General features: G+C 71.0%; 21 protein-coding genes. 11 read left to right on the top strand and 10 right to left on the bottom strand.

Features of this window, described 5'->3' with window-relative positions:
* Positions 1 to 957, bottom strand: coding sequence for a sulfate adenylyltransferase subunit CysD (cysD, locus tag AC0IY1_RS18710; protein WP_471771476.1), 957 nt, complete (start codon positions 955 to 957; stop codon positions 1 to 3).
* Complete coding sequence (locus AC0IY1_RS18715; protein ID WP_471771478.1) at positions 954 to 1,751, bottom strand: phosphoadenylyl-sulfate reductase; 798 nt, start codon at positions 1,749 to 1,751, stop codon at positions 954 to 956. The genes cysD and AC0IY1_RS18715 overlap by 4 nt, the downstream gene beginning before the upstream one ends.
* 269 nt (positions 1,752 to 2,020) lie before the next feature.
* Between AC0IY1_RS18715 and AC0IY1_RS18720 the strand changes: the two genes are divergently transcribed.
* From AC0IY1_RS18720 to AC0IY1_RS18740, 5 genes are all read left to right on the top strand, one after another.
* Positions 2,021 to 2,527, top strand: a complete 507-nt coding sequence (locus AC0IY1_RS18720; RefSeq protein WP_055956884.1) for an Lrp/AsnC family transcriptional regulator — start codon at positions 2,021 to 2,023, stop codon at positions 2,525 to 2,527.
* 109 nt (positions 2,528 to 2,636) lie between these two features.
* Positions 2,637 to 4,412: a diflavin oxidoreductase gene (locus AC0IY1_RS18725; RefSeq protein WP_471771480.1), complete on the top strand. Its 1,776-nt coding sequence runs from the start codon at positions 2,637 to 2,639 to the stop codon at positions 4,410 to 4,412.
* 140 nt (positions 4,413 to 4,552) lie between these two features.
* Positions 4,553 to 6,349, top strand: coding sequence for an NADPH-dependent assimilatory sulfite reductase hemoprotein subunit (locus tag AC0IY1_RS18730; protein WP_471771481.1), 1,797 nt, complete (start codon positions 4,553 to 4,555; stop codon positions 6,347 to 6,349).
* Between the two features lie 224 nt (positions 6,350 to 6,573).
* Positions 6,574 to 6,771: a hypothetical protein gene (locus AC0IY1_RS18735; protein ID WP_055956893.1), complete on the top strand. Its 198-nt coding sequence runs from the start codon at positions 6,574 to 6,576 to the stop codon at positions 6,769 to 6,771.
* A gap of 143 nt (positions 6,772 to 6,914) precedes the next feature.
* Complete coding sequence (locus tag AC0IY1_RS18740; protein WP_471771483.1) at positions 6,915 to 7,538, top strand: TetR/AcrR family transcriptional regulator; 624 nt, start codon at positions 6,915 to 6,917, stop codon at positions 7,536 to 7,538.
* 12 nt (positions 7,539 to 7,550) lie between these two features.
* Here the strand turns inward: AC0IY1_RS18740 and pyrF are convergent, their stop codons facing one another.
* The 4 genes from pyrF to AC0IY1_RS18760 form a co-directional block, all read right to left on the bottom strand.
* A complete protein-coding gene (gene pyrF / locus AC0IY1_RS18745) occupies positions 7,551 to 8,246 on the bottom strand; it encodes an orotidine-5'-phosphate decarboxylase (RefSeq protein ID WP_055956899.1) in 696 nt (231 codons plus the stop codon).
* An 80-nt stretch (positions 8,247 to 8,326) separates the two neighbouring features.
* The gene (locus AC0IY1_RS18750; protein WP_471771485.1) at positions 8,327 to 8,971 is read right to left on the bottom strand and encodes a uracil-DNA glycosylase family protein; all 645 of its coding nucleotides are present in this window, start codon (positions 8,969 to 8,971) and stop codon (positions 8,327 to 8,329) included.
* 61 nt (positions 8,972 to 9,032) lie between these two features.
* Positions 9,033 to 11,240, bottom strand: a complete 2,208-nt coding sequence (locus AC0IY1_RS18755; RefSeq protein ID WP_471771487.1) for a xanthine dehydrogenase family protein molybdopterin-binding subunit — start codon at positions 11,238 to 11,240, stop codon at positions 9,033 to 9,035.
* Positions 11,241 to 11,306: 66 nt separating this feature from the next.
* Positions 11,307 to 11,762: a (2Fe-2S)-binding protein gene (locus AC0IY1_RS18760; RefSeq protein ID WP_471771488.1), complete on the bottom strand. Its 456-nt coding sequence runs from the start codon at positions 11,760 to 11,762 to the stop codon at positions 11,307 to 11,309.
* A 304-nt stretch (positions 11,763 to 12,066) separates the two neighbouring features.
* On the opposite strand from AC0IY1_RS18760, the gene AC0IY1_RS18765 reads away from it, so the two are divergent.
* Positions 12,067 to 13,602: a sensor histidine kinase gene (locus AC0IY1_RS18765; RefSeq protein WP_055956913.1), complete on the top strand. Its 1,536-nt coding sequence runs from the start codon at positions 12,067 to 12,069 to the stop codon at positions 13,600 to 13,602.
* A 4-nt stretch (positions 13,603 to 13,606) separates the two neighbouring features.
* Here the strand turns inward: AC0IY1_RS18765 and cobT are convergent, their stop codons facing one another.
* Entirely contained in the window at positions 13,607 to 14,659 is a 1,053-nt protein-coding gene (gene cobT / locus AC0IY1_RS18770; RefSeq protein WP_471771490.1) for a nicotinate-nucleotide--dimethylbenzimidazole phosphoribosyltransferase, read from the bottom strand.
* 101 nt (positions 14,660 to 14,760) lie between these two features.
* On the opposite strand from cobT, the gene cobS reads away from it, so the two are divergent.
* Genes cobS through AC0IY1_RS18785 form a run of 3 tightly spaced genes read left to right on the top strand, consistent with a single transcriptional unit; the run spans position 14,761 to position 16,556 of the window.
* Entirely contained in the window at positions 14,761 to 15,579 is an 819-nt protein-coding gene (gene cobS / locus AC0IY1_RS18775) for an adenosylcobinamide-GDP ribazoletransferase (RefSeq protein ID WP_471771492.1), read from the top strand.
* Positions 15,580 to 15,630: 51 nt separating this feature from the next.
* A complete protein-coding gene (locus tag AC0IY1_RS18780) occupies positions 15,631 to 15,846 on the top strand; it encodes a DUF1289 domain-containing protein (RefSeq protein ID WP_471771494.1) in 216 nt (71 codons plus the stop codon).
* Positions 15,843 to 16,556 (top strand): retropepsin-like aspartic protease family protein, encoded by a 714-nt coding sequence (locus AC0IY1_RS18785; RefSeq protein WP_471771496.1) that lies wholly within the window; start codon positions 15,843 to 15,845, stop codon positions 16,554 to 16,556. The genes AC0IY1_RS18780 and AC0IY1_RS18785 overlap by 4 nt, the downstream gene beginning before the upstream one ends.
* Before the next feature lie 81 nt (positions 16,557 to 16,637).
* On the opposite strand, the gene dusA is transcribed toward AC0IY1_RS18785, so the two are convergent.
* Both dusA and AC0IY1_RS18795 read right to left on the bottom strand, forming a co-directional pair.
* The gene (gene dusA / locus AC0IY1_RS18790) at positions 16,638 to 17,666 is read right to left on the bottom strand and encodes a tRNA dihydrouridine(20/20a) synthase DusA (RefSeq protein WP_471771498.1); all 1,029 of its coding nucleotides are present in this window, start codon (positions 17,664 to 17,666) and stop codon (positions 16,638 to 16,640) included.
* A 51-nt stretch (positions 17,667 to 17,717) separates the two neighbouring features.
* Positions 17,718 to 18,365 (bottom strand): urease accessory protein UreE, encoded by a 648-nt coding sequence (locus AC0IY1_RS18795; RefSeq protein ID WP_471771500.1) that lies wholly within the window; start codon positions 18,363 to 18,365, stop codon positions 17,718 to 17,720.
* Positions 18,366 to 18,570: 205 nt separating this feature from the next.
* On the opposite strand from AC0IY1_RS18795, the gene AC0IY1_RS18800 reads away from it, so the two are divergent.
* Positions 18,571 to 18,840 (top strand): hypothetical protein, encoded by a 270-nt coding sequence (locus AC0IY1_RS18800; protein ID WP_055956926.1) that lies wholly within the window; start codon positions 18,571 to 18,573, stop codon positions 18,838 to 18,840.
* Between the two features lie 88 nt (positions 18,841 to 18,928).
* On the opposite strand, the gene AC0IY1_RS18805 is transcribed toward AC0IY1_RS18800, so the two are convergent.
* Entirely contained in the window at positions 18,929 to 20,176 is a 1,248-nt protein-coding gene (locus AC0IY1_RS18805) for a TIGR03862 family flavoprotein (RefSeq protein WP_471771502.1), read from the bottom strand.
* Between the two features lie 188 nt (positions 20,177 to 20,364).
* Between AC0IY1_RS18805 and AC0IY1_RS18810 the strand changes: the two genes are divergently transcribed.
* Positions 20,365 to 21,435 (top strand): TerC family protein, encoded by a 1,071-nt coding sequence (locus tag AC0IY1_RS18810; RefSeq protein WP_471771504.1) that lies wholly within the window; start codon positions 20,365 to 20,367, stop codon positions 21,433 to 21,435.
* Positions 21,436 to 21,448 lie beyond the last annotated feature (13 nt).

Genomic DNA, 21,448 nt, shown 5'->3' on the forward strand with positions numbered 1-21,448 from the left:
TTAGAAATAGCCCTCCTGCTTCTTGCGCTCCATGGCGCCCGCGCCGTCCTTGTCGATGACCCGGCCCTGGCGCTCCGAGGTGCGGGCGGCCAGGGTTTCGCCGATGATCTCCGGCAGGGTCGCGGCGTCGCTCTCGACGGCACCGGTCAGGGGATAGTCGCCGAGGGTGCGGAAACGGACCGACACCTGCCGGGGGGTCTCGCCGGGGTTCAGCGGCAGCCGCTCGTCGTCGACCATGATGAGCTGGCCCTCGCGCTCCACCACCGGACGGGGCTTGGCGAAGTAGAGCGGCACGATCGGGATCTGTTCCTGCTCGATGTAGAGCCAGACGTCGAGCTCGGTCCAGTTCGAGAGCGGGAACACGCGCAGCGACTCACCGCGCTTCTTCTTCATGTTGTAGAGGTGCCAGGGCTCGGCGCGCTGGCGCTTCGGGTCCCAGCGGTGCTGGGCCGTGCGCAGGGAGACGATGCGCTCCTTGGCGCGCGAGGCCTCCTCGTCGCGCCGGGCGCCGCCGAAGGCCGCGTCGAACTTGTGCTTGTCGAGGGCCTGGCGCAGGGCCTGGGTCTTCATCACGTCGGTGTGCACCTCCGAGCCGTGGCTCACCGGACCGATGCCGCGGGCGAGACCGTCCTGGTTGGTGTGCACGATGAGGTCGAGGCCGAGCTCCTTCGCGCGCTGGTCGCGGAAAGCGATCATCTCCCGGAACTTCCAGGTGGTGTCGATGTGCATCAGTGGGAACGGCAGGCGGCCCGGCGCGAACGCCTTCAGCGCCAGGTGCAGCAGCACCGACGAGTCCTTGCCGATGGAGTACAGCATCACCGGGTTCTCGGTCTCGGCGACCGTCTCCCGCATGATGTGGATGCTCTCGGCCTCCAGCCGCTGGAGATGGGTGAGCCGGGCGGACCGGCTCGCCGCAGGGCTGGTGCCCGTTTGGGTGGTGAGGGGGGCGGCGCTCATCGGGCCATCTCCAGGGCGTTTGAGGTTTGTGTCGTTTCGAACGCCGCCGCTTCCTGGCCGGGGGCGACGTTCTCTTCGGGTGCGTGGACGTGCAGCCCGCACTCTTTCTTGGAAGCCTGTTCCCACCACCAGCGGCCGGCCCGCTCGTCCTCGCCGACGCGGATCGCCCGGGTGCAGGGCGCACAGCCGATCGAGGGGAAGCCGCGATCGTGCAGCACGTTGTAGGGCACGTAATTGTCCGAGACGAAGCGCTCGACGTCGGCGCGGGACCAGTCGGCCAGGGGATTGATCTTGATGAGGCCGCGGGCCTCGTCGGCCTCGGCCAGCGGCGTGTCGGCCCGGTTGGCCGACTGCCCGGCCCGCAGGCCGGTGAGCCAGCCGGCGGCGCCCGCCAGGGCCCGGCCCAGAGGCTCGACCTTGCGGAAGCCGCAGCAGGCCTGCCGGGCGGCGACCGAGTGGCGGAACCCGTTGATGCCGGACTCGGCCACGAAGTGCTCCTCGGCCTCGCGCTCCGGCGCATAGGCGCGGATGCGGATGCCGTAGGCCGATTCGGTCTCGGTCCAGGTGTCGTAGGTCTCCGGATAGAGCCGGCCGGTATCGAGGGTGACGATCTCGGTCCGGCCCTTGTGCAGCGCGACCGCGTGCGTCAGCACCTGGTCCTCGATCCCGAGGCTGGTGGTGAACACCAGACGCCCCGGCACCTGCGCCTCGATCAGGGCGATCCGGCCCTTCAGGTCGCGGTCCGCCATCGCGGACGCGAGGTCCCGCGCCGCGTGTTCCAGTTGAGAGCTCATGAAAGACTTCGCGATATGACGTGGCGACGAATGTGGCGACGGGACTTGCGTGGTGATGTGACTTGTCTGGCACCTGAAATGTTCGCTATAACGAACGCTGTCAAGGCATGGCGGCTATCGATACCGGGCAACCCCCGGGTGCGACGACCCCTTCGCCGAAACGGGCCACAGGGGCATTCTGTTGCTCAACGAAGGAAATTCCTTCTCATCGGGCGGTCACGATGTGCTGACCTGCACATCCCCGCGTCTCACGAACCCGCGAGGCCAGCTTGGATTCGATCGACCTGAAGATCCTGGCGCTGCTGCAGCAGGACGCCACCCTGTCCATCGCCACCATCGGTGAGAAGGTCGGCCTGTCGCAGACGCCGTGCTGGAAGCGGATCCAGCGGCTGGAAGCCGACGGCGTCATCGACCGGCGCGTCGCTGTCCTCGACCCGGTGAAGCTCGGCCTCGGCCTGACGGTCTTCGTCTCGATCGAGACCGCCGATCACTCGCGTGAATGGCTGGAGCGTTTCGCCGAGACTGTCTCCGCAATGCCGGAGGTGCTCGAGTTCTATCGCATGGCCGGGGACGTGGATTACATGCTCCGCGTCGTCGTCGCCGATATGCGCGCCTACGATACGTTCTATAAGCACCTCATCGCGACCCTGCCCCTCAAGAACGTCACCTCCCGGTTCGCGATGGAAAAGGTCAAATCCACCACGGCCCTGCCCCTCCCGGTCCCGCCCGCCAACGGACGCTTCACGCCGACGCTGTCGGTGGTGGCCGGGGAATAGAATTCTCTTTTGCCCTGCACACGCAGGCAGCTCCTTCTACCGTGACGTCGTTCTGTAAAACGGACAACCCCGTTGACAGCCGGCCTCTCAGGACGACATGGCTTTCCACATGGCACGACACGCGATCATCCCCCGTACGGCTCCCTTCGGCGACACCGAACGCGCGAGCCTCGACGCCGTCCTCGGCGCCGCCTCCCCGATCCAGCGCGCCTGGCTCGCGGGCTTCCTCGCCGGCCTCGACGCCAGCGGCACGCCGCAGGCCGCCGCCGTCCCGGCCGCGCCGCCGAAGGCCGCCGAGCCGCTGACGATCCTGTTCGCGAGCGAGTCGGGCAACTCCGAGAAGCTCGCCGGCGACATGGCCAAGCTCGCCCGCAAGAACGGCTTCAAGCCGAAGATCGTCGATTTCGCCGATCTCGAGATCGCCAGCCTCGCCAAGGAGAAGCGCATCGTCGCCATCGCGGCGACCTGGGGCGAGGGCGAACCGCCGGCCCGGGCCGTGCGCGCCTACAACGAACTGATGGCCGATGGCGCGCCGCGCCTCGACGGCGTGTCCTTCGGGGTGCTGTCCCTCGGCGACACCTCCTACGCGGAGTTCTGCGCCATTGGGAAGGCGCTCGACGCCCGCTTCGAGGCCCTGGGCGGGACCCGGGCCCACGAACGCGCCGACCTCGACCTCGATTTCGAGACGCCGGCCGCCGCCTGGATCAAGGACACCCTCAAGGCCCTGACCCCGCCGCCGAGCGCCGACAACGTGGTGGCGGTGGACTTCGCCGCCCGCGCCGCCGGCGACGAGGACGAGGACGCCGAGCCCAGTCGCGAGCCCCGGATCGTGGAGGTGGTCGACCACGTCAACCTGAACTCGTCGCGCTCCGACAAGGAGACGATCCACCTCGCCCTGGAATTCGAGGACGGCGCCCCCGCCTACGAGCCCGGCGACTCCCTGGAGATCTATCCGGAGAACGACCCGGCCCTGGTCGACGAGATCCTCAACGCCACCGGCCTGTCCGGTGACGCGGCCCTGCGCCAGGCCCTGCTGGCCGAGCGCGACATCACCACCCTGTCGGCCACCACCGTGGAGCGTTTCGTTAAGGCGACGGGCCATGCCGAGGCGCAGACGCTGATCGACAGCGGCGAGCTGCGCGCCTGGATCGAGGGCCGCCACCTCATCGACCTCATCACCGCCTACCCGGCGGCGCTGACGGCCGAGCACCTCACCACCATCACGCGGCCCCTGCCGCCGCGGGCCTACTCGATCGCCTCCTCCCGCAAGGAGGTGGGCGACGAGGTCCACCTCGTGATCGCGGCCGTGCGCTACGAGACCCACGGCCGGGCACGCGGCGGCGTCGCCTCGACCCACGTGGCCGACCGCATCAAGAATGGCGCCAAGCTGCGGGTGAAGCTGAAGCCGAACCGGCACTTCCGCCTGCCCCAGGACTCGGCCACCGACATCATCATGGTCGGCCCCGGCACCGGCGTCGCCCCGTTCCGCGCCTTCGTGCAGGAGCGCCGCGCCGTCGAGGCCCCCGGCCGCGCGTGGCTGTTCTTCGGCGACCGGCAGTTCACCCACGACTTCCTGTACCAGCTCGAGTGGCAGGAGGCCCTGGAGGACGGGTCGCTGTCGCAGATCGACGTGGCCTTCTCGCGGGACCAGCCCGAGAAGATCTACGTGCAGGACCGGATCACCCAGCACGCCAAGGAGGTCGTCGCCTGGCTCGACGGCGGCGCCAGCTTCTACGTCTGCGGCGATGCCACCCGGATGGCCAAGGACGTGCGCAACGCCGTGGTGAAGGCCTACCAGGACGTGAAGGCGCTCAGCCCCGCCGAGGCCGAGGCCGCCGTCGCCGCCCTGGAGCGCGCCCACCGCTACCAGCAGGACGTCTACTGAGACCCCTCCCTCCCCCGCGTGGGGAGGGACCGAGGGTGGGGGTGGTTGAGGATCGAGCGCTCGCGGCGCCTCCCGCACCACCGCCACCGCCAGCTCCTCCCCACAGGGGGGAGGAGAGCTCCCGAACCGGAAATCCCGCCATGGCCGACAAGACCACCCCCCGCACCTACGAGACCCCGCCCACCGACCGCCCGATCTCGGAAGCGGAAGCGGCGCGCGCGGCGGGTCTTGCCGCCAACGAACACATCAAGATCGCCAGCGGCTACCTGCGCGGCACCCTGGCGGACGGCCTCCTGAAGCACGCCACCGGCGCCATCTCGGAGGATGACGGGCAGCTCGTGAAGTTCCACGGGATGTACCTGCAGGACGACCGCGACATCCGGGCCGAGCGCACCAAGAAGAAGCTCGAGAAGGCCTACAGCTTCATGATCCGTCTGCGCATCGCCGGCGGCGTCGTCACCCCGAAGCAGTGGCTGGCCCTCGACGACATCGCCACGACCTATGCGGGCGGCGCCCTGCGGGCGACCACGCGCCAGACCTTCCAGTACCACGGCGTCATCAAGTCGAACCTGAAGCGCACGATGGCGGCCATCGACGCGACGCTGCTCGACACCATCGCGGCCTGCGGCGACGTCAACCGCAACGTGATGGCGGCCACGAACCCGGCCCAGACCGGGGCCCACAAGGCCGCCTACCAGCTCGCCAAGGACATCTCGGACTCGCTCCTGCCCAAGACCAGCGCCTGGCGCGAGATCTGGCTCGACGGCGAGCGCGTGGTCGGCGGCGAGGACGCGGCCGAGATCGAGCCGATCTACGGCAGGACCTACCTGCCCCGGAAGTTCAAGACCGTGGTGGCGGTGCCCCCGTCCAACGAAGTGGACATCTTCGCCCACGACCTCGGCTTCATCGCCATCCTGGACGAGAAGAGCCAGGTCACCGGCTGGAACGTCACGGTCGGCGGCGGCATGGGCATGACCCACGGCGAGACCGACACCTTCCCGCGCACCGCCGACGTGATGTGCTTCGTCGCGCCGGAGGATGCCCTGAAGGTCGCCGAGGCCGTGATGACGGTGCAGCGCGACTGGGGCAACCGCAAGGTCCGCAAGAACGCCCGCCTGAAGTACACCATCGAGCGCTACGGCCTCGCCGCCTTCCGGGCCGAGGTGGAGACGCGCGTCGGCAAGCCGCTCGCCGACCCGAAGCCCTTCGCCTTCACGGGCAACGGCGATCGCTACGGCTGGACCGAGGGCGACGACGGACGCCACCACCTCACGCTCTACGTCGCTTCGGGCCGGATCAAGGACTACGAGAACGGCCCGCAGCTGCTCACCGGCCTGCGCCGGATCGCCGAGATCCACGAGGGCGATTTCCGGCTCACCGGCAACCAGAACGTCATCATCGCCAACGTCCCGGCCGCGAAGCGGGCCGAGATCGAGGCCCTGGTGGACCAGTACGGCATGATGAAGGGCGCGAGCGCGCTGCGCCGCAACTCCATGGCCTGCGTCGCCCTGCCCACCTGCGGCCTGGCGCTGGCCGAGAGCGAGCGCTACCTGCCGAGCCTGATGGACGAGCTGGAGGCGAGCCTCGCCTCCCACGGCCTCCAGGACGACGAGATCACCATCCGGATGACCGGCTGCCCCAACGGCTGTGCCCGGCCGTTCATCGCCGAGATCGGCCTCGTCGGCCGCGGCCCCGAGCGCTACCACCTCTATCTCGGGGCCGCCTTCGACGGCTCGCGCCTCGGCAAGCTCTACGCCGAGGACGTCAGTGCCTCCGAGATCAAGACCCTCCTCGACCCGCTCTTCGCGGCCTATGCCCGGAACAAGCAAGCCGGCGAGCGGTTCGGCGATTACCTGATCCGCGACGGCTACGTGACCCGGACCGTCAACGGACCGGATTTCCACGAGAGCACGGGCGCGCTGAAGAGCGCCGCCTGATTCCCGCGCGAGCGCAACACCACCCGGCGCCGGGCGGCGACAAGCCCTCCGGCGGCCGCGGGCGCGACTGCAATCTCCGCAAGATCAGACGCGCTGCGTCGCACCATTGGACAGTGCCGCGCAGGGGCAGCGAAGTCTAACGGCCAAGCTCGAACTTCGTTAACCGGGAGCGCAACCGTTCCTGCCTCGGCCCGTTGTCTGCAGAGACAGCCGGGGAGGCCCTCATGGCCAAGCATGAGATCTTGAATTTCTTCGAACATCGGCGCGATGGCGCCTGGGTCTGCGTGAAGCCCTTCACGCTGACGACCAAGAGCAGCAGCGTCGACATCCGCCAGGGTATGCGCTTCGACTACGGCAAGCGGATCGGCGGCGTCGATCTGGCCGAGTACCTGGAGCAGCTCGGCTCCCAGTTCGGATCCTGATCCGTTCCGATCCGGCTCCGATACGAACCATCCCGGCATCGTCCGATGCCGGGCTTTGCGCTGCGTCGTCAGGCCATCGACGGCGCGCGGTACGGCGCGGCGCCGTTTTTGACGCCGACGAGGCAACAGCCTAGTTTATCGCCATGACCCGTGCAGCGGCCATCGTCCGCGACATCCCCGACGAAGCGGCCCCGACCACGCGTTGCCGCATTCTCGCGACGGCGGAAGAGGCGTTCCGGCTCGTCGGCTATCAGAAGACCACCGTCGCCGACATCGCCAAGACGCTGCGGATGAGCCCGGCCAACGTGTACCGCTTCTTCGAATCGAAGAAGGCGATCCACGAAGCCGTCATCAAGCGCCTCATGGACGACACCGAGCAGCGGGTGGCGCAGGCCGCCGTCGCCCCGAACCGGACCGCCGCGTCGCGCATCGCCGGCGTCATCACGGTGATGCACCAGGCCTGCGTCGAACGTTGCGAGGCCAACCCGCGCCTGCACGAGATGGTGGAAGCGGCCATCACCGAGAGCTGGGATGTCTGCCGCGCCCATGTGGACCAGATCGGCTCGGTCCTGCGCGAACTCGTGCAGGCGGGCGTGGCGGCCGGCGAATTCGATGTCGCCGACCCGTCGATCGCGGCGGCCTGCATCCACACCGCCATCATCCGTTACTGCCATCCCGCCCTGGTCAGCCACTACCCGGATGCGGGCGCCCCGCCCCTCGACGCGATGATCGCCTTCCTGCTCGGAAGCCTGCGCCGCGCGAACTGACGGGCCCGAGCCCTATCGCATCTCCGCGACGATGCCCTGCGCCACCGCGCGGGGGTCCGCCGCCTGGGTGATGGGACGCCCGACCACGACGTGATCGATCCCGATCCGGCGGGCCTCGCCGGGCGTCATCACGCGCTTCTGGTCGCCGGCCTCGGCGCCGGCCGGCCGGATGCCCGGGGTGACGATGACGCGGTCCGCCCCGATCCGGGCCCGCACCGCCTGCGCCTCGGCGGCACTGCAGACGATCCCGTCGATCCCGGCCTCCGCCGCCTGCCCGGCACGGCGGGCCACGAGGTCGGCCACCGGCAGGCCATAGCCGGCCTCGGCCGCATCCCCGTCGTCGTAGGAGGTCAGGACCGTGACGGCGAGGATCCGGGGGCCGTTGGCACCGCGGCCCCGGATCGCCGCCTTCATGGTCTGCGGATAGGCGTGGACGGTGAGGAAGGTGGCGCCGAGGTCGGTCAGGGCCCGCACCCCCTCCTCCACGGTATTGCCGATGTCATGGAGCTTCAGGTCGAGGAAGACCTTGTGGCCGGCGGCGGCGAGGCGCGGCACCAGGGCGAGGCCCCCCGCATAGGCGAGCCGGTAGCCGATCTTGTAGAAGGTCGCCGCATCGCCGATCCGGTCCACCAAGCGCTCGGCCTCGTCCACGGTGCCCACGTCGAGGGCGACGATCAGGCGGTCGCGCGGGTCCAGCAATGCGGTCATGGGGCTCTCCAGTTTCGCGGCGAGCGATCCCGCGCGGGGCCGCTCCTGTCAACGGGTGAGGCCGCTCGGCGGGACCGCCCTCAACGGGGCGCCATCGCCCGCGCCACCTCGGCCTTGAGAACCGGCAGGAGCTCGGCCTCGTACCAGGGATTGGCCTTGAGCCACCCGCTGTTGCGCCAGGAGGGATGGGGCAGCGGCAGAACCCGCGGCGTGCCGGGGCTCGCCAGGATCTCGCGCCAGCGCCGCACCGTGTCGGTGAGCCCGGCCTTGGAGCGGCCGAGATGCCAGGCCTGCGCGTATTGCCCGATCACCAGGATGAGTTCGAGGTTCGGCAGGCCGGCGAACAGCTCGTCGCGCCAGCGCTCGGCGCATTCCCGACGCGGGGGCTTGTCGCCCCCCTTGGCGTCGTAGCCCGGAAAGCAGGCGCCCATGGGCACGATGGCGAGGCGGCGCGCGTCGTAGAATGCCGCCGCGTCGAGGCCGAGCCAATCGCGCAGGCGGGTGCCCGAGGGATCCATGAAGGGGATGCCGCTCTTGTCGGCCCGGTTGCCGGGCGCCTGGCTGGCGACGCAGAGCCGGGCCGAGGCCAGGCCCTGGACGATGGGGCGCGGCTCCTGTGGCAGGGGCGCGCCGTAGAGGGGCGCGTCCCGGCAGATCCGACAGGCGCGCAGGCGCGACACGGTGGCGTCGAAGGCCGTCTCGGCCGGCTTGATCTCGGAGCGCATGATGCCCTCCGAGATAGGCAAACCGGACGCGACGGACGAGGGGCCGTGTCGTCGCTCCGCCTCAGGCGCCCTTCAGGCCGCTGAGGTCGAGGGGCAGCGAGCGCAGGCGCTGGCCGGTGGCGGCGAAGATCGCGTTCGAGATCGCCGGGGCGATCACGGGCACGCCGGGTTCGCCGATCCCGGTGGGCGCGGCGGTGGAGGGCACGATGTGGACCTCGACCACCGGCATCTCGCTCATCCGGGTCGGCTCGTAGGCGTCGAAGTTCTTCTCCTGCACCACGCCGTCCTTGAGCGTGATCTTGTTGCGCAGGACCGAGGACAGGGCGAAGCCCACGGCCCCCTCGACCTGGGCGCGGATCACGTCCGGATTGACCGCGACGCCGACATCCACCGCCGCCACGATGCGGTTCACCTTCACCTTGGCGTCCTCGGCCGTCACGTCCGCCACCATGGCGACGTAGGAGCCGAAGGATTCGTGCGCCGCGACGCCGAGACCGCGATTCTTGTCAGCGACTTTCTTCGGATCCCAGCCGGCCTTCTCGGCGGCGAGCTTCAGGGTGGCGGAGAGGCGCGGGGCGCCCCCCAGCAGACCGAGGCGGTAGGCGACGGGATCGGCGCCGGCCGCGTGGGCGAGCTCGTCGATGAACACCTCCATTGCCTGGGCGGTGTGGGTGTGGCCCACCGAGCGCCACCACAGCACCGGCACGCCTTCGCGGGCGTTGTGGACCTCGAAGCGATAGGCGGGCAGCGCGTAGGGCGTGTCCGAAGCGCCCTCCACCGTTGTGGCGTCGACGCCGTCCTTCACGATCATGGTCTCGAAGGCGGTGCCGATCATGATCGACTTGCCGATGGTCCGGTGCTCCCAGCCCGTGATCCCGCCCTTGGCGTCGAGGCCGGCACGGAGGCGATGGACCACCATCGGCCGGTAGAAGCCACCCGCCATGTCGTCCTCGCGGGTCCAGACGAGATGGATGGGCGCCTTGCCGCCGGTGGCGCGCACGATGGAGGCGGTCTCGGCGAAGTAGTCGGCGCTCGGGGTCGCGCGCCGGCCGAAGGAGCCGCCGGCCCACTGCGTGTGCAGCCGGACCTTGTCGGTGGTCACCCCGAGATTGGCCGCCACCACGGCCTGCTCGATCGTCTGGAGCTGGCAGCCGGCGAAGACGTCGTAGGTGCCGTCCGAGGCCTTCTCGATGGTGGCGTTCAGGGGCTCCATCGCCGCGTGGGCGAGATACGGGAAGGTGAACTCGGCCTCCAGGACCTTGGCCGACCCGGCGATCGCGCCGGCGGCATCGCCTTTCTTCGAGGCGACGAGGCCCGGCGTCTCGAGGCGCTTCCGGTGATCGGCCAGGATCGCGTCCGACGAGCGCGTCTCGGCCGCACTGTCGTCCCAGGTGACCTTGAGCGCCTCGCGGCCCTTCATGGCCGACCAGGTATCCTTGGCCAGCACGGCGACGCCGGTGGGGATCGTGACCACGTCGACCACGCCCGCCACCGCGCGGGCGGCCTTGTCGTCGACGCTCTTCACGGTGCCGCCGAAGCGCGGCGAATGGGCGACCACCGCGGTCAGCTGCCCGGGACGGCGGATGTCGAGGGAGTAGATCGCCGTGCCGTCGGTCTTGGCGACCGAATCGGTCCGCGGGACCTTCTTGCCGATGAGGGTGAACTGGCTCGCCTCCTTGAGGCGTGGCTCCTTCGGCACCGGCTGGGCCGCGGCGGCTTCCGCCAGCGCGCCGAACCGGGCCTGCCGGTTCGAGGCTGCGTGGCGCACCGTGCCGGATTCGACCGTGATCTCCGAGGCCGGGACCTTCCACTGCTCCGCCGCCGCCGCGACCAGCATGGCGCGGGCCGCAGCCCCCGCCTTGCGCAGCTGGACCCAGGAATTGGCGATGGCGGTGGAGCCGCCGGTGCCCTGGACGGGGCCGAAGGCGAAGTTGTTGTAGAGCGTGGCGTCGGCCGGCGCGAAGGTGGTGCGGATGGTGGCCCAGTCCGCATCGAGCTCGTCGGCCAGGATGGTGGCGAGGCCGGTGGTGTTGCCCTGGCCCATGTCCAGGTGCTTGATCACCACCGTCACGGTGTCGTCGGCGGCGATCCGCACGAAGGCGTTCGGCATCGGCGGCAGGCCCGAGAGGTCGGGGCCGGCGGCGGCCTGGGCGAATTTCGCCGGGTCGAGGGTGAAGCCGATGACGAGGGCCCCGGCGGCCACGGTGGCGCCGCCCAGGAAGGCGCGGCGGGACGGCACGGGCGGGGCGGCCTGACGGACCTTCAGCATGGGGGGCTCCAGTTCAGACGCGAGGGTCGGGAGATCGGGGACTGCGGTGGCGTAGCGGGCCGAGGCTCAGGCGAGGGTTCGCGCCGCCTCGTGGATCGCCGCGCGGATGCGCTGGTAGGTGCCGCAGCGGCAGACGTTGCCGTCCATGGCCCCGTCGATGTCGGCATCGGTCGGCTTCGGGTTCTGGGACAGCAGGCCGATCGCCGACATGATCTGGCCGGACTGGCAGTAGCCGCACTGGACCACGTCGAGGCCGCGCCAAGCGGTGCGCACCGCCTCGGCGACCTTGCCGGAGACACCCTCGATGGTGGTGATCTTGGCCGCGCCGACATCGCCGATGCGGGTCTGGCAAGCGCGGACGGGCTGGCCGTCGAGATGGACCGTGCAGGCGCCGCACTGAGCAATGCCGCAGCCGTACTTGGTCCCGGTCTGGTTGAGGTGGTCGCGCAGCGCCCAGAGGAGCGGCATCTCCGGGTCGGCATCGACCTCGTGGGAGACCCCGTTGACGGTGAGTTTCAGCATCTCGGCCTCCCGATCGCAGTTTGGAACGACGCTAATCGTTGCCCGATCGTAACCATGTGCGGCAGCACACCCTGGTAGACCGAATGCCATTCCGGGGGCCCACCCCCCTGCCCTGCACGCTGCCCCCGCGATCCTTCGCGGATTCGTGTTCGCCCGGCGGCACTGGGATGTGGATTCCGACAATCCGCCCGGTTCCGGCAGGCGGTTCTTAACACATCCGGCGCAGGTTCTGAGCGGTTGTATCCCGGCCTCTCGGCGGTCCCGATCTCGACCGCGATGTCCCCTCCGACGCTTCAAGACGGTGATGACCGACCTGACTGCCGAGATGATTCAGCGTGGCCGCGGCCCCTCCGCCCAGGAGGCGGCCCGCCGCCGCGAAGTCGCGCGCGACATGCGGTCGGCGCGGGAGAAGCTCACGTCGACGAGCGGGCTGGAACGTGCCTTCGATTACGAGCTGATCCGGGTCTACGCGCAGTACCGGGCGGGCGCGGTCATCCCCCTGGCGCTGCTCGGCCTCGCGGTGGCGGGCATCGCGGCGATCTGGACGCCGCCGGCCATCGCGGCGGGCTGGGGCCTCTGCCTCCTGGCGACGGTGGCGGTCTCCAAGCTGCTGACGCACCGCTTCCTGGCGCAGGATCCGGACACGGTCTCGGTGCGGAGCTGGCGCCGCACCTTCATGGCCGCGGAGTTCCTCCAGAGCACCGCCTGGGCGATGATGGTGCTGGTGGGCGCCTCCGGGGCGCGGACCTTCGTGCTGTTCGGCCTCGTCATCGTGGCCGCCATGGCGACGATGCTGGCCGCGACCCTGCCGGCCGCCGCCGGGGCGGCCCTGGTGCCCCTGTGCATCGCCGCCCTGTCGCTCCTGGCGGTGTCCCAGGACATGAACACGATGATGCTGGTCACCATGGTGGTCGGCGCGCAGCTGTTCTTCCTCGGCCTCGGACGCCGCGTCTACGCCTCCACGGTCGAGGCGCTGCAATCCCAGGCGGAGAAGGATTCGATCTTCGGCGAACTCGAGCAGGCCAAGGCCAATTCCGACGAGGCCCGCCGCCGCGCCGAGGAGGCCAACCTCGCCAAGTCCCGCTTCCTCGCCACCATGAGCCACGAGCTGCGTACGCCGCTCAACGCCATCCTGGGCTTTTCCGAGGTGATGAAGAACGAGGTGTTCGGCGTCCACGTCGCCCCCTCGTACAAGGAATACGCCTCCGACATCCACGACAGCGGGATGCACCTCCTCAACCTGATCAACGAGATCCTCGACCTCTCGCGCATCGAGGCCGGGCGCTACGAGCTCAACGAGGAAGCGGTTCAGCTCGGACACACCGTGGAGGAATGCCGCCACATGATGGCCCTGCGCGCCCGCGGCAAGAACCAGGTCATCCACGAGTTCATCGACGGCAGCCTGCCCCGGCTCTGGGCCGACGAGCGCGCCCTGCGCCAGATCGTGCTGAACCTGCTGTCGAACGCCGTGAAGTTCACGCCGCCGGGCGGCGAGATCACCATCAAGGTCGGCTGGACCTCGTCGGGCGGCCAGTACGTCAGCGTCAAGGACAGCGGGCCCGGCATCCCCGAGGACGAGATCGGCACCGTGATGTCCTCTTTCGGGCGCGGCTCGCTGGCGATCAAGACCGCCGAGCAGGGCTCGGGCCTCGGCCTGCCCATCGTGAAGGGCCTGGTCGACCTCCACGGCGGCAACTTCCAGCTCAAGTCGAGGCCGCGCGAGGGCACCGAGGTCGTGGTGATCTTTCCCGCGAGCCGCGTCATGGAGACTCTGCCGGCGCTGGAAGTGCCCGGCGAATCCCAGGCCGCCCCCGCTGAGAAGCGCGCCCGCGCCGCCTGAGGGGTCAGCCCGCGCTGCGCTCCGAGACCCCGGCCTGGGTGAAGGTCGCCATGTCCCGGTGGCAGGCGAGCGCGCCCTTGAGCAGGCCCAGGGCCAGGGCCGCGCCGGAGCCCTCGCCGAGGCGCATGCCGAGGGCCAGCAGCGGCACGAGGCCCAGGCGCTCCAGCACGTCCGCATGGGCGCCCTCCGCCGAGACGTGGCCGGCGAGGCAATGGTCGAGCAGCGTCGGGTCGAGTCGGTGCAGGACAGCCGCGGCCGCCGTCGCCACGTAGCCGTCGAGCACCACCGGTACCCGCTGCAGGCGCGCCGCCAGGATCGCCCCCGCCATGGCGGCGATCTCGCGGCCGCCGAGGCGCGCCAGGATCTCCAGGGGATCGTCGAGATGGCCCGCATGATGGGCCAGGGCCGCCTCCACGGCGGCGACCTTGCGGGCGAGCCCCGCAGCATCGACGCCGGTGCCGCGCCCGACCCAGTGGGCGGCCTCTCCGCCGTAGAGCGCCGCGTAGATCGCCGCCGCCACGGTGGTGTTGCCGATGCCCATCTCGCCCAGCGCCAGGCAGTCGGTCCCGGCGGCCACCGCCTCCATGCCGAACGCCATGGTGGCGACGCAGGCCTTCTCGTCGAAGGCCGGCCCGACCGTGATGTCGCCCGTCGGCATGTCGATAGCGAGGTCGAACACCTTGAAGCCGAGGCCGTAGGCGGCGCAGATCTGGTTGATCGCCCCGCCGCCGGCCGCGAAGTTGTCGAGCATCTGGCGGTTCACCTCCGCCGGAAAGGCCGAGACGCCGCGGGCGGTGACGCCGTGGCTGCCGGCGAAGACGCAGACGAGGGGGCGGTCGAGGGTCGGCTGGCCCTTGCCCTGCCAGGCGGCGAGCCAGGCGACGAGATGTTCCAGGCGCCCCAGGGAGCCGGCGGGCTTCGTCAGGGTGGCGTCGCGCTCGGCCACCATGGCGACCGCGTCCCGGTCCGGCCCCGGCAGGGACGCGACGAGGCGGCGGATGTCGCTGAAAGGCGTCTCGGGAGCAGTCGTCTCGGGAGGAGTGGTCTCGGAGGTCATGGAGTAATTCCGCTGGTCGGCCCGGCGCCAGGATGGCGGGCCGCCCGTCGCGGGAGCTATAACGGTCCGGGCACGGGTGGTGAAGGCGAGGCAGGGTCGCGATGAACGAGGAGGCCGAACCCGCCTTTCCGGGCGCCCGCCTGGCCTACGACCTCGCGGGCTGCCTGCGCTTCTATTCCCGCCTGCCCGTGCCGCCGCTGCCCGGCGAGGGCGATCCGCACGCGGTCCCGGACTTCCGCACCCTCCCCCGGATGCTGCCCCTGGCGGGCGTCCTCCTCGGCCTGCCCGGCGCCGGGGTGCTGCTCGCCGCCTGGGGCCTCGGTCTCGGGCCCTTCCTCGCCGCCGGCCTGGCGGTGACGGCGGGCGTCCTGGTGACGGGGGCCCTGCACGAGGACGGCCTCGCCGACGTCGCCGACGGCTTCGGCGGCGGAACCACGCCGGCCCGGCGCCTGGAGATCATGCGCGACAGCCGCATCGGCGCCTATGGCGGCGTCGCCCTGATGCTGTCCCTGGCCCTGCGGATCGGCGCCCTGGCGACGCTCCTCGACCGGATCGAACTCCTGGCGGCTCCGGCCCTCCTCCTCGCCGCCGCGCTCTCGCGCAGCGCCGCCCTGGCGCCCCTCGCCCTGCTGCCGCCCGCCCGTCCCGACGGGGCCGGCGCCGCCGTGGGACGTCCGAGCCGGCAGACCCTGGCCACCGCCGGGTCCCTCACGCTCCTCGTCGCCCTGGGGGGGCTGGCCCTCGGCCTTCCGCTGCGGGGCCTCGTCCTGATGCTCGGCCTCGGCCTCGGCGCATCCCTCGCGGTCACCGCCCTGGCGCGCCGGATGATCGGCGGGCAGAGCGGCGACGTGGTCGGCGCCGCGCAGCAGGCGGCCGAGATCGCCGCCCTCGTCGGCCTTCTGGCGGCGGTCCCCACCTGATCCGCGGCCGGACTTGATCCCGACGCCATGGCGCTGGCATGGACGGGGACGATGACCCAGCCCCGCCCCAAACCCTCCAGCCCCTGCACGAAGCTCTGCCTCCTCGATGCCGCCACCGGCCTGTGCGAGGGCTGCGGCCGGACCCGGGACGAGATCGCCCTGTGGGGCTCGATGTCGGAGCCCCAGCGCCGGGCGGTGATGGCCACGCTCGACGCACGCCTGCGGGCCGCCTTCCCGACGCGGGCCCCGACCGCGGCGGCGTCATGATCCTGGTCGGCCTCGTCATCCTCGGCGGCGCCCTGGCGGTGCTGCTCCTGTCCGACGACACCCAGCGCATCGCCGGGATGGAGCCGGATCAGTTCGCCCAGTTCGCCATGAGCGCCGGACTGCTCACCGTGGTGGCGGCGGGATTCTGGCACCAGTTCCGCAGCCGGATGCGCGCGAACCTGACGGCCCTGCTGCTCTGGGGCGCCCTCGGGGCCGCCCTGGTCGCCGGCTACGCCTACCGCGACGACGCCCGGGTCATCGGCGACCGGATGCTCGGGGCGGTGCGTCCGGGCAGCGCCGTCACGGGATCGGACGGCACGGTGACGATCACCCGGCGCAGCGACGGCAACTTTCACGTCCGGGCCGAGGTGAACGGCCAGCCCCAGGGCTTCCAGTTCGACACGGGCGCCAGCTCCGTGGTGCTCACCGCCGAGAGCGCGGCGGCTCTCGGCATCCGCCCGGCGGACTCCGAATTCAGCGTCCGGGTCTCGACCGCCAACGGCGTCACCGTGGCGGCCCCGGCCTTCCTCGACAGCCTCCGGGTCGGCGGCATCGTCGAGCGGCGGGTGCCGGCCCTGGTGAGCCGGCCCGGAGCCCTCCGCGAAAACCTGCTCGGCATGAGCTTCCTCGATCGCCTCGCCTCCTTCGAGGTTCGCGGCGACCGTCTCATCCTGCGGGACCGCTCAGCAAAGCCCCTGATATCTCCCTGACATAGACCGCCGCCGAACGATCGGGCGGCCGTTTATATTGAGGGAGGCTCCCATCTTGATCGCGGCTCCGGCGAGCGAGGCTCAGGCGGCATCCTGTGCCCTGTCCCTGCCCGGAATGGCCGGATCGGCGGCCTGATGGGCGCGGCGGACGAGCTCCACCGCCTCCCGCAGGGTCGCGAGGCCGGCTTCGGGCTGGAGGCCGAAGGTCGAGAGGTGCCGGCGGTAGGCGCGGGCACCCGGGCGGCCGTTGAACAGGCCGAGCATGTGCCGCGTCACCGCGTGCAGGCGGGTGCCGTCCTGCAGGAATCCGGCGAGGACGGGTTCGAAGGCCGTGATCGCGGCGAACGGATCGGCGGCCGGGGCGGGCTCGCCGAACAGGACCGGATCGACGTCGAGCAGAATCGCCGGATCGCTGTAGGCCGCCCGGCCCATCATCACCCCGTCGACCTCCGCCAGATGGGCGGCCGCATCCGCGATGGTGGCGATGCCGCCGTTGATGGCGATGGGCAGGTCGGGATGGGCCCGCTTCAGCCGTGCCACCCGCGAATAGTCGAGGGGGGGCACGTCGCGGTTCTCCTTGGGCGAGAGCCCCTGGAGCCAGGCCTTGCGCGCATGCACCACGAGGCCGTCGACGCCGGCCGCGATCACGGCGTCCGCGAGAGCGTCGAGGGCCTGCTCGGTGTCCTGGTCGTCCACGCCGATGCGGCACTTCACCGTGACCGGCACCGACACCGCCGCCTTCATGGCGGCGACGCAGGCGGCCACCACGGCGGGCTCGCGCATCAGGCAGGCGCCGAAGCGTCCGTCCTGCACGCGGTCGGAGGGGCAGCCGACATTGAGGTTGACCTCGTCGTAGCCGTATCCCTCGGCGATGCGCGCGGCCTCGGCAAGGTGGGCCGGGTTCGAGCCGCCGAGCTGCACCGCCACCGGATGCTCGAGCGCGTCGAAGCCGAGCAGACGGTCGCGCGGCCCGTGGATGACGGCCCCGGTGGTGACCATCTCGGTGTAGAGCCGGGCGTGCCGCGACAGGGTCCGGTGGAAGGCCCGACAGTAACGGTCGGTCCAGTCCATCATCGGGGCGACGGAGAAGCGGAGGTCGCGGGCGATCATCCGGCGGACATAACCGTCCGCGCCGCCGGCTTCAACGCGGGGCGGGTCGGCTCAGTGCTCGTGCTTGCAGTCCGGCCCGTGCACGTGGCCGTGCGCGCCGTGGTCGTGAGCCTGGTCGTGCCCGTGGGAAGGCCCATGGTCATGCCCCGCATGGGAATGGCCGTGATCGTGGCCCGTATGATCGTGGCCCGCGTGGTCGTGCGCGTGATGCCCGTGATCGTGGTGGTCGTGCGCGTGATGCCCGTGATCATGGTGGTCGTGACCGCACTGGCTGTGGTCGTGGGCCGCGCGCTCCGGCTTGAAGGCCCGGGTCACCGGGGTGGCGGCGCAGCCCTGGCCGCGGACGAGTTCGGCGGCGCTGCGGGGCACGTAGAGCACGTCGGCGGCGATCTCGGCCGGCACGTGGCTGCCGCCGAGCTGCCAGGCCAGGCGCAGCAGCCGGGCCGGGTTCTCGGCCCGGACCTCGAGCAGCGGCTCCCCAGCGGCGCGGATCGCCACGAGGCGCCCGTCCTCCAGGCGCAGGGCATCGCCGTCCTCCAGGGACGCGGCCTTCGCGAGTGCGAGGGACAGGGTCAGCCCGCCCTCCCCGGTCAGGCTCTCCGGCGGGGCCTGACGGGCGGCGTGGTCGAGAACGATCGTGTCGACGATCGCATCGGCGCGGACGGCGACCTTGCGGACGATGGCGGTGGCGCGCTGCATGGATTCCTCGCGGCGGAATGGGCGGCCGGCGCCGCCCGGATGGACCCTGATCGGCGCATCACTAGAGGGTTTTTCGGCGAAACGGAAAGGCGGGACGGAACCTTAGCCGTTCGGCGTGCATTTCTCGCGCGGAATGCTTAAGCTCGGGCGGCACGAACATCACGGCCGAAGGCCGGGTCACGACGCACAAGGGAGTCTCGGAACCATGAAGAAGCTCATTGCCGCCACCTTCGCGGGTGTCCTCGCCCTCTCGGTCGGCGCCTGCAACACCCCGCAGGACCGCGCCCTCGGCGGCGCCGGCCTCGGCGCGCTCGCGGGTGCCGCCATCGGCGGCGCCGCCACGGGCCGCGCCGGCGGCGCGCTCGCGGGTGCGGCCATCGGCGGCGCCGGCGGTGCCATCGTGGGCGCCTCCACCGCCCCGCGCTGCCCCTACGGCACCTACCGCGACGCCTACGGCGACGTGTACTGCCGCTGAGACCCGGCACCGCGCGGCCCGGAACGGCCGCGCCGGACCATCGGGCTCCCTCTCTCCGGAGAGGGAGCCTTTTTCGTGGGACGAAGGCTCACGCGCCCCGGACCGGGTCCCGCTCCATCCAGGCGAGCATGCCCGCCGCCGCCGCGCGGCCCGAGGCGAAGGCCCCCTGGAGCAGGTAGCCCCCCGTCGGGGCCTCCCAATCGAGCATCTCCCCCGCCACGAAGGTGCCGGGCCGCCGGGTCAGCATGAAGCCGGCGTCGAGTTCGCCGAAGCGGACGCCGCCCGCGGTCGAGATCGCCCGGTCGAGGCCGCGCGGGGCGAGGAGGCGCAGCGGCACCGCCTTGATCAGGGCCGCCAGGGCCGCGGCAGCGACCGGCAGCGGATGCACCGCCTCGCGCAGAAGACCGATCCCCACGGGCGTCAGCGCCGCGGCCTTGCGCAGGCGGTTGGCCAGGGACAGGCCGGGCTTCGGATCGCTGAGCGCCCGCGCCAGGGCCGCCTCGTCGACATCGGGCCGCAGGTCGAGGGTCAGCCGGGCCTCACCCCGCTCGGTGGCGGCCCGGATCCGGTGCGCCAGGGCGTAGATCGCTCCGCCCTCGATGCCGTCGGCGCTGACCACCGCCTCGCCGCGCACGCGGAGGCCGTCCAGGCTGAGGGCGATCCGCTTCAGCGGGGTGCCGGCGAAGCGCTCGGCGAAGATCGGCGACCAGGCGACGGTGAACCCGACATTGGCAGGCTTGAGCGGCGCCACCGCGACACCCGCGCGCGCGAGCACGGGCACCCAGGCGCCGTCGGAGCCGAGGCGCGGCCAGCTCGCGCCCCCCAGGGCCAGGAGCACCGGGCGGTGCGCGGTCTCGACCCGCCCCTCCGGGGTCTCGAAGACCGGGCCGCCCGCGTCCGACCAGCCGGTGAAGCGGTGGCGGGGGCGGATGCGGACGCCCAATCCCTCGAGGCGCTGGAGCCAGGCTCGCAGGAGCGGCGAGGCCTTGAAGGCCTCCGGGAAGACGCGGCCGCTCGACCCGACGAAGGTCGGCTGGCCGAGGGCGTGGCACCAGGCGCGCAGGTCGCCGGGCGAGAACGCCGCGATGGCCCCGGCGAGGGCGTCTTCCTCCGGCTGGTAGCGCGCCAGGAAGGCCGGCAGCGGTTCGGAATGCGTGAGGTTGAGCCCACCGCGTCCGGCGATGAGGAGCTTTCGCCCCACGCTCGGCATCCGGTCGTAGAGGGTCACGGCGTGGCCGGCCTGCGCCAGCACCTCCGCCGCCGCGAGGCCGGCCGGGCCACCACCGATCACGGCGGGGCCGTCCATGTCCGGGCCGTTGCGTACACTGTCAGTCATGCGTCCTGGGAAGCCGGCGGGGGTCGGCCCTGTCAAGCGTGACAGGGCGATGCCCTTGATTCGCCCGGTTCAGAGCCCCAACTGCGCCTCATCGGCTGCGGGCCCCTCTGGCGGGATGCTGCATGATGCGTTCCGTGATGTCGGAGCCGATGCTTTCTCTCCTCAAGAAGCATCGACGGTCCTGCGTCATGGTTGATTTTCTGTATTACGAGTGGCTCGGCAAGCCCGTGTGGATGTGGCTTGGGTTCCACGCCCTCGTGGCCGGGTTGCTGGCCTTCGATCTCGGACTTCTGCACCGCGACAAGAATCACGAGATCGGCGTGAAGGAGAGCCTCCTTCTCACGCTGTTCTACTTCACCCTGGGCATGATCTTCGGCGGATGGGTCTGGTGGTATCTCGGGCCCCAGGCGGGCCAGGAATACGTCGCCGGCCTCGTGGTCGAGAAGTCGCTGTCGATGGACAACGTCTTCGTGATCGCCGTCATTCTCACGGCCCTCGGCATTCCCCGCGCCGCCCAGCACCGGGTCCTGGTCTGGGGCATCCTCGCAGCCGTCCTGCTGCGGGGCCTGATGATCGGCCTCGGCGCGGCCCTCGTGCACCAGGCCGCCTGGGTTCTGTCGATCTTCGCCGCCTTCCTGATCTTCGCCGGCCTCAAGATGCTGGTCTCGAAGGAGGAGGAGCCGGGCGATATCCGCGAGAACCGGGCCGTCCGGTTCCTGCAGCGGATCCTGCGCATCACGCCCGAGTTGCACGGGCAGCGCTTCATGGTGCGAAAAGCCGACCCGAAGACCGGGAAGACCGCCCTCTGGCTGACGCCCCTGGCCCTGGCGCTCATCCTGGTGAACGGTGCCGACGTGATCTTCGCCGTCGACAGCGTGCCGGCGATCTTCGCCATCACCACCGATACCTTCGTGGTCTACACCTCCAACATCTTCGCGATTCTCGGCTTGCGGGCGCTCTACTTCGCCCTGGCGGCGATGGTGGACCGCTTCGCCTATCTCAAGACGGCGCTGGCCTTCATCCTGATCTTCATCGGCGGAAAGATCGTGGTCGCCGATACCTTCGGCCTCGTCCACGTGCCGCCGTGGGTCTCCCTCGCGGTCACCGTCGTGTTCCTGGTCGCGGGCATCGCCTACAGCCTGTGGCGCACCCGCGGCACGGTCACGGCAGACGCGCACGGGCATGACGCGCACGGGCATGACGCGCACGGGCATGACGCGCATGGGCATGGCGCCCAGGCGGTGCAGCACCGGGTGTAACCGGCGGCCGGTG

The sequence above is a fragment of the Methylobacterium sp. AC690 genome (genome assembly GCF_979256535.1).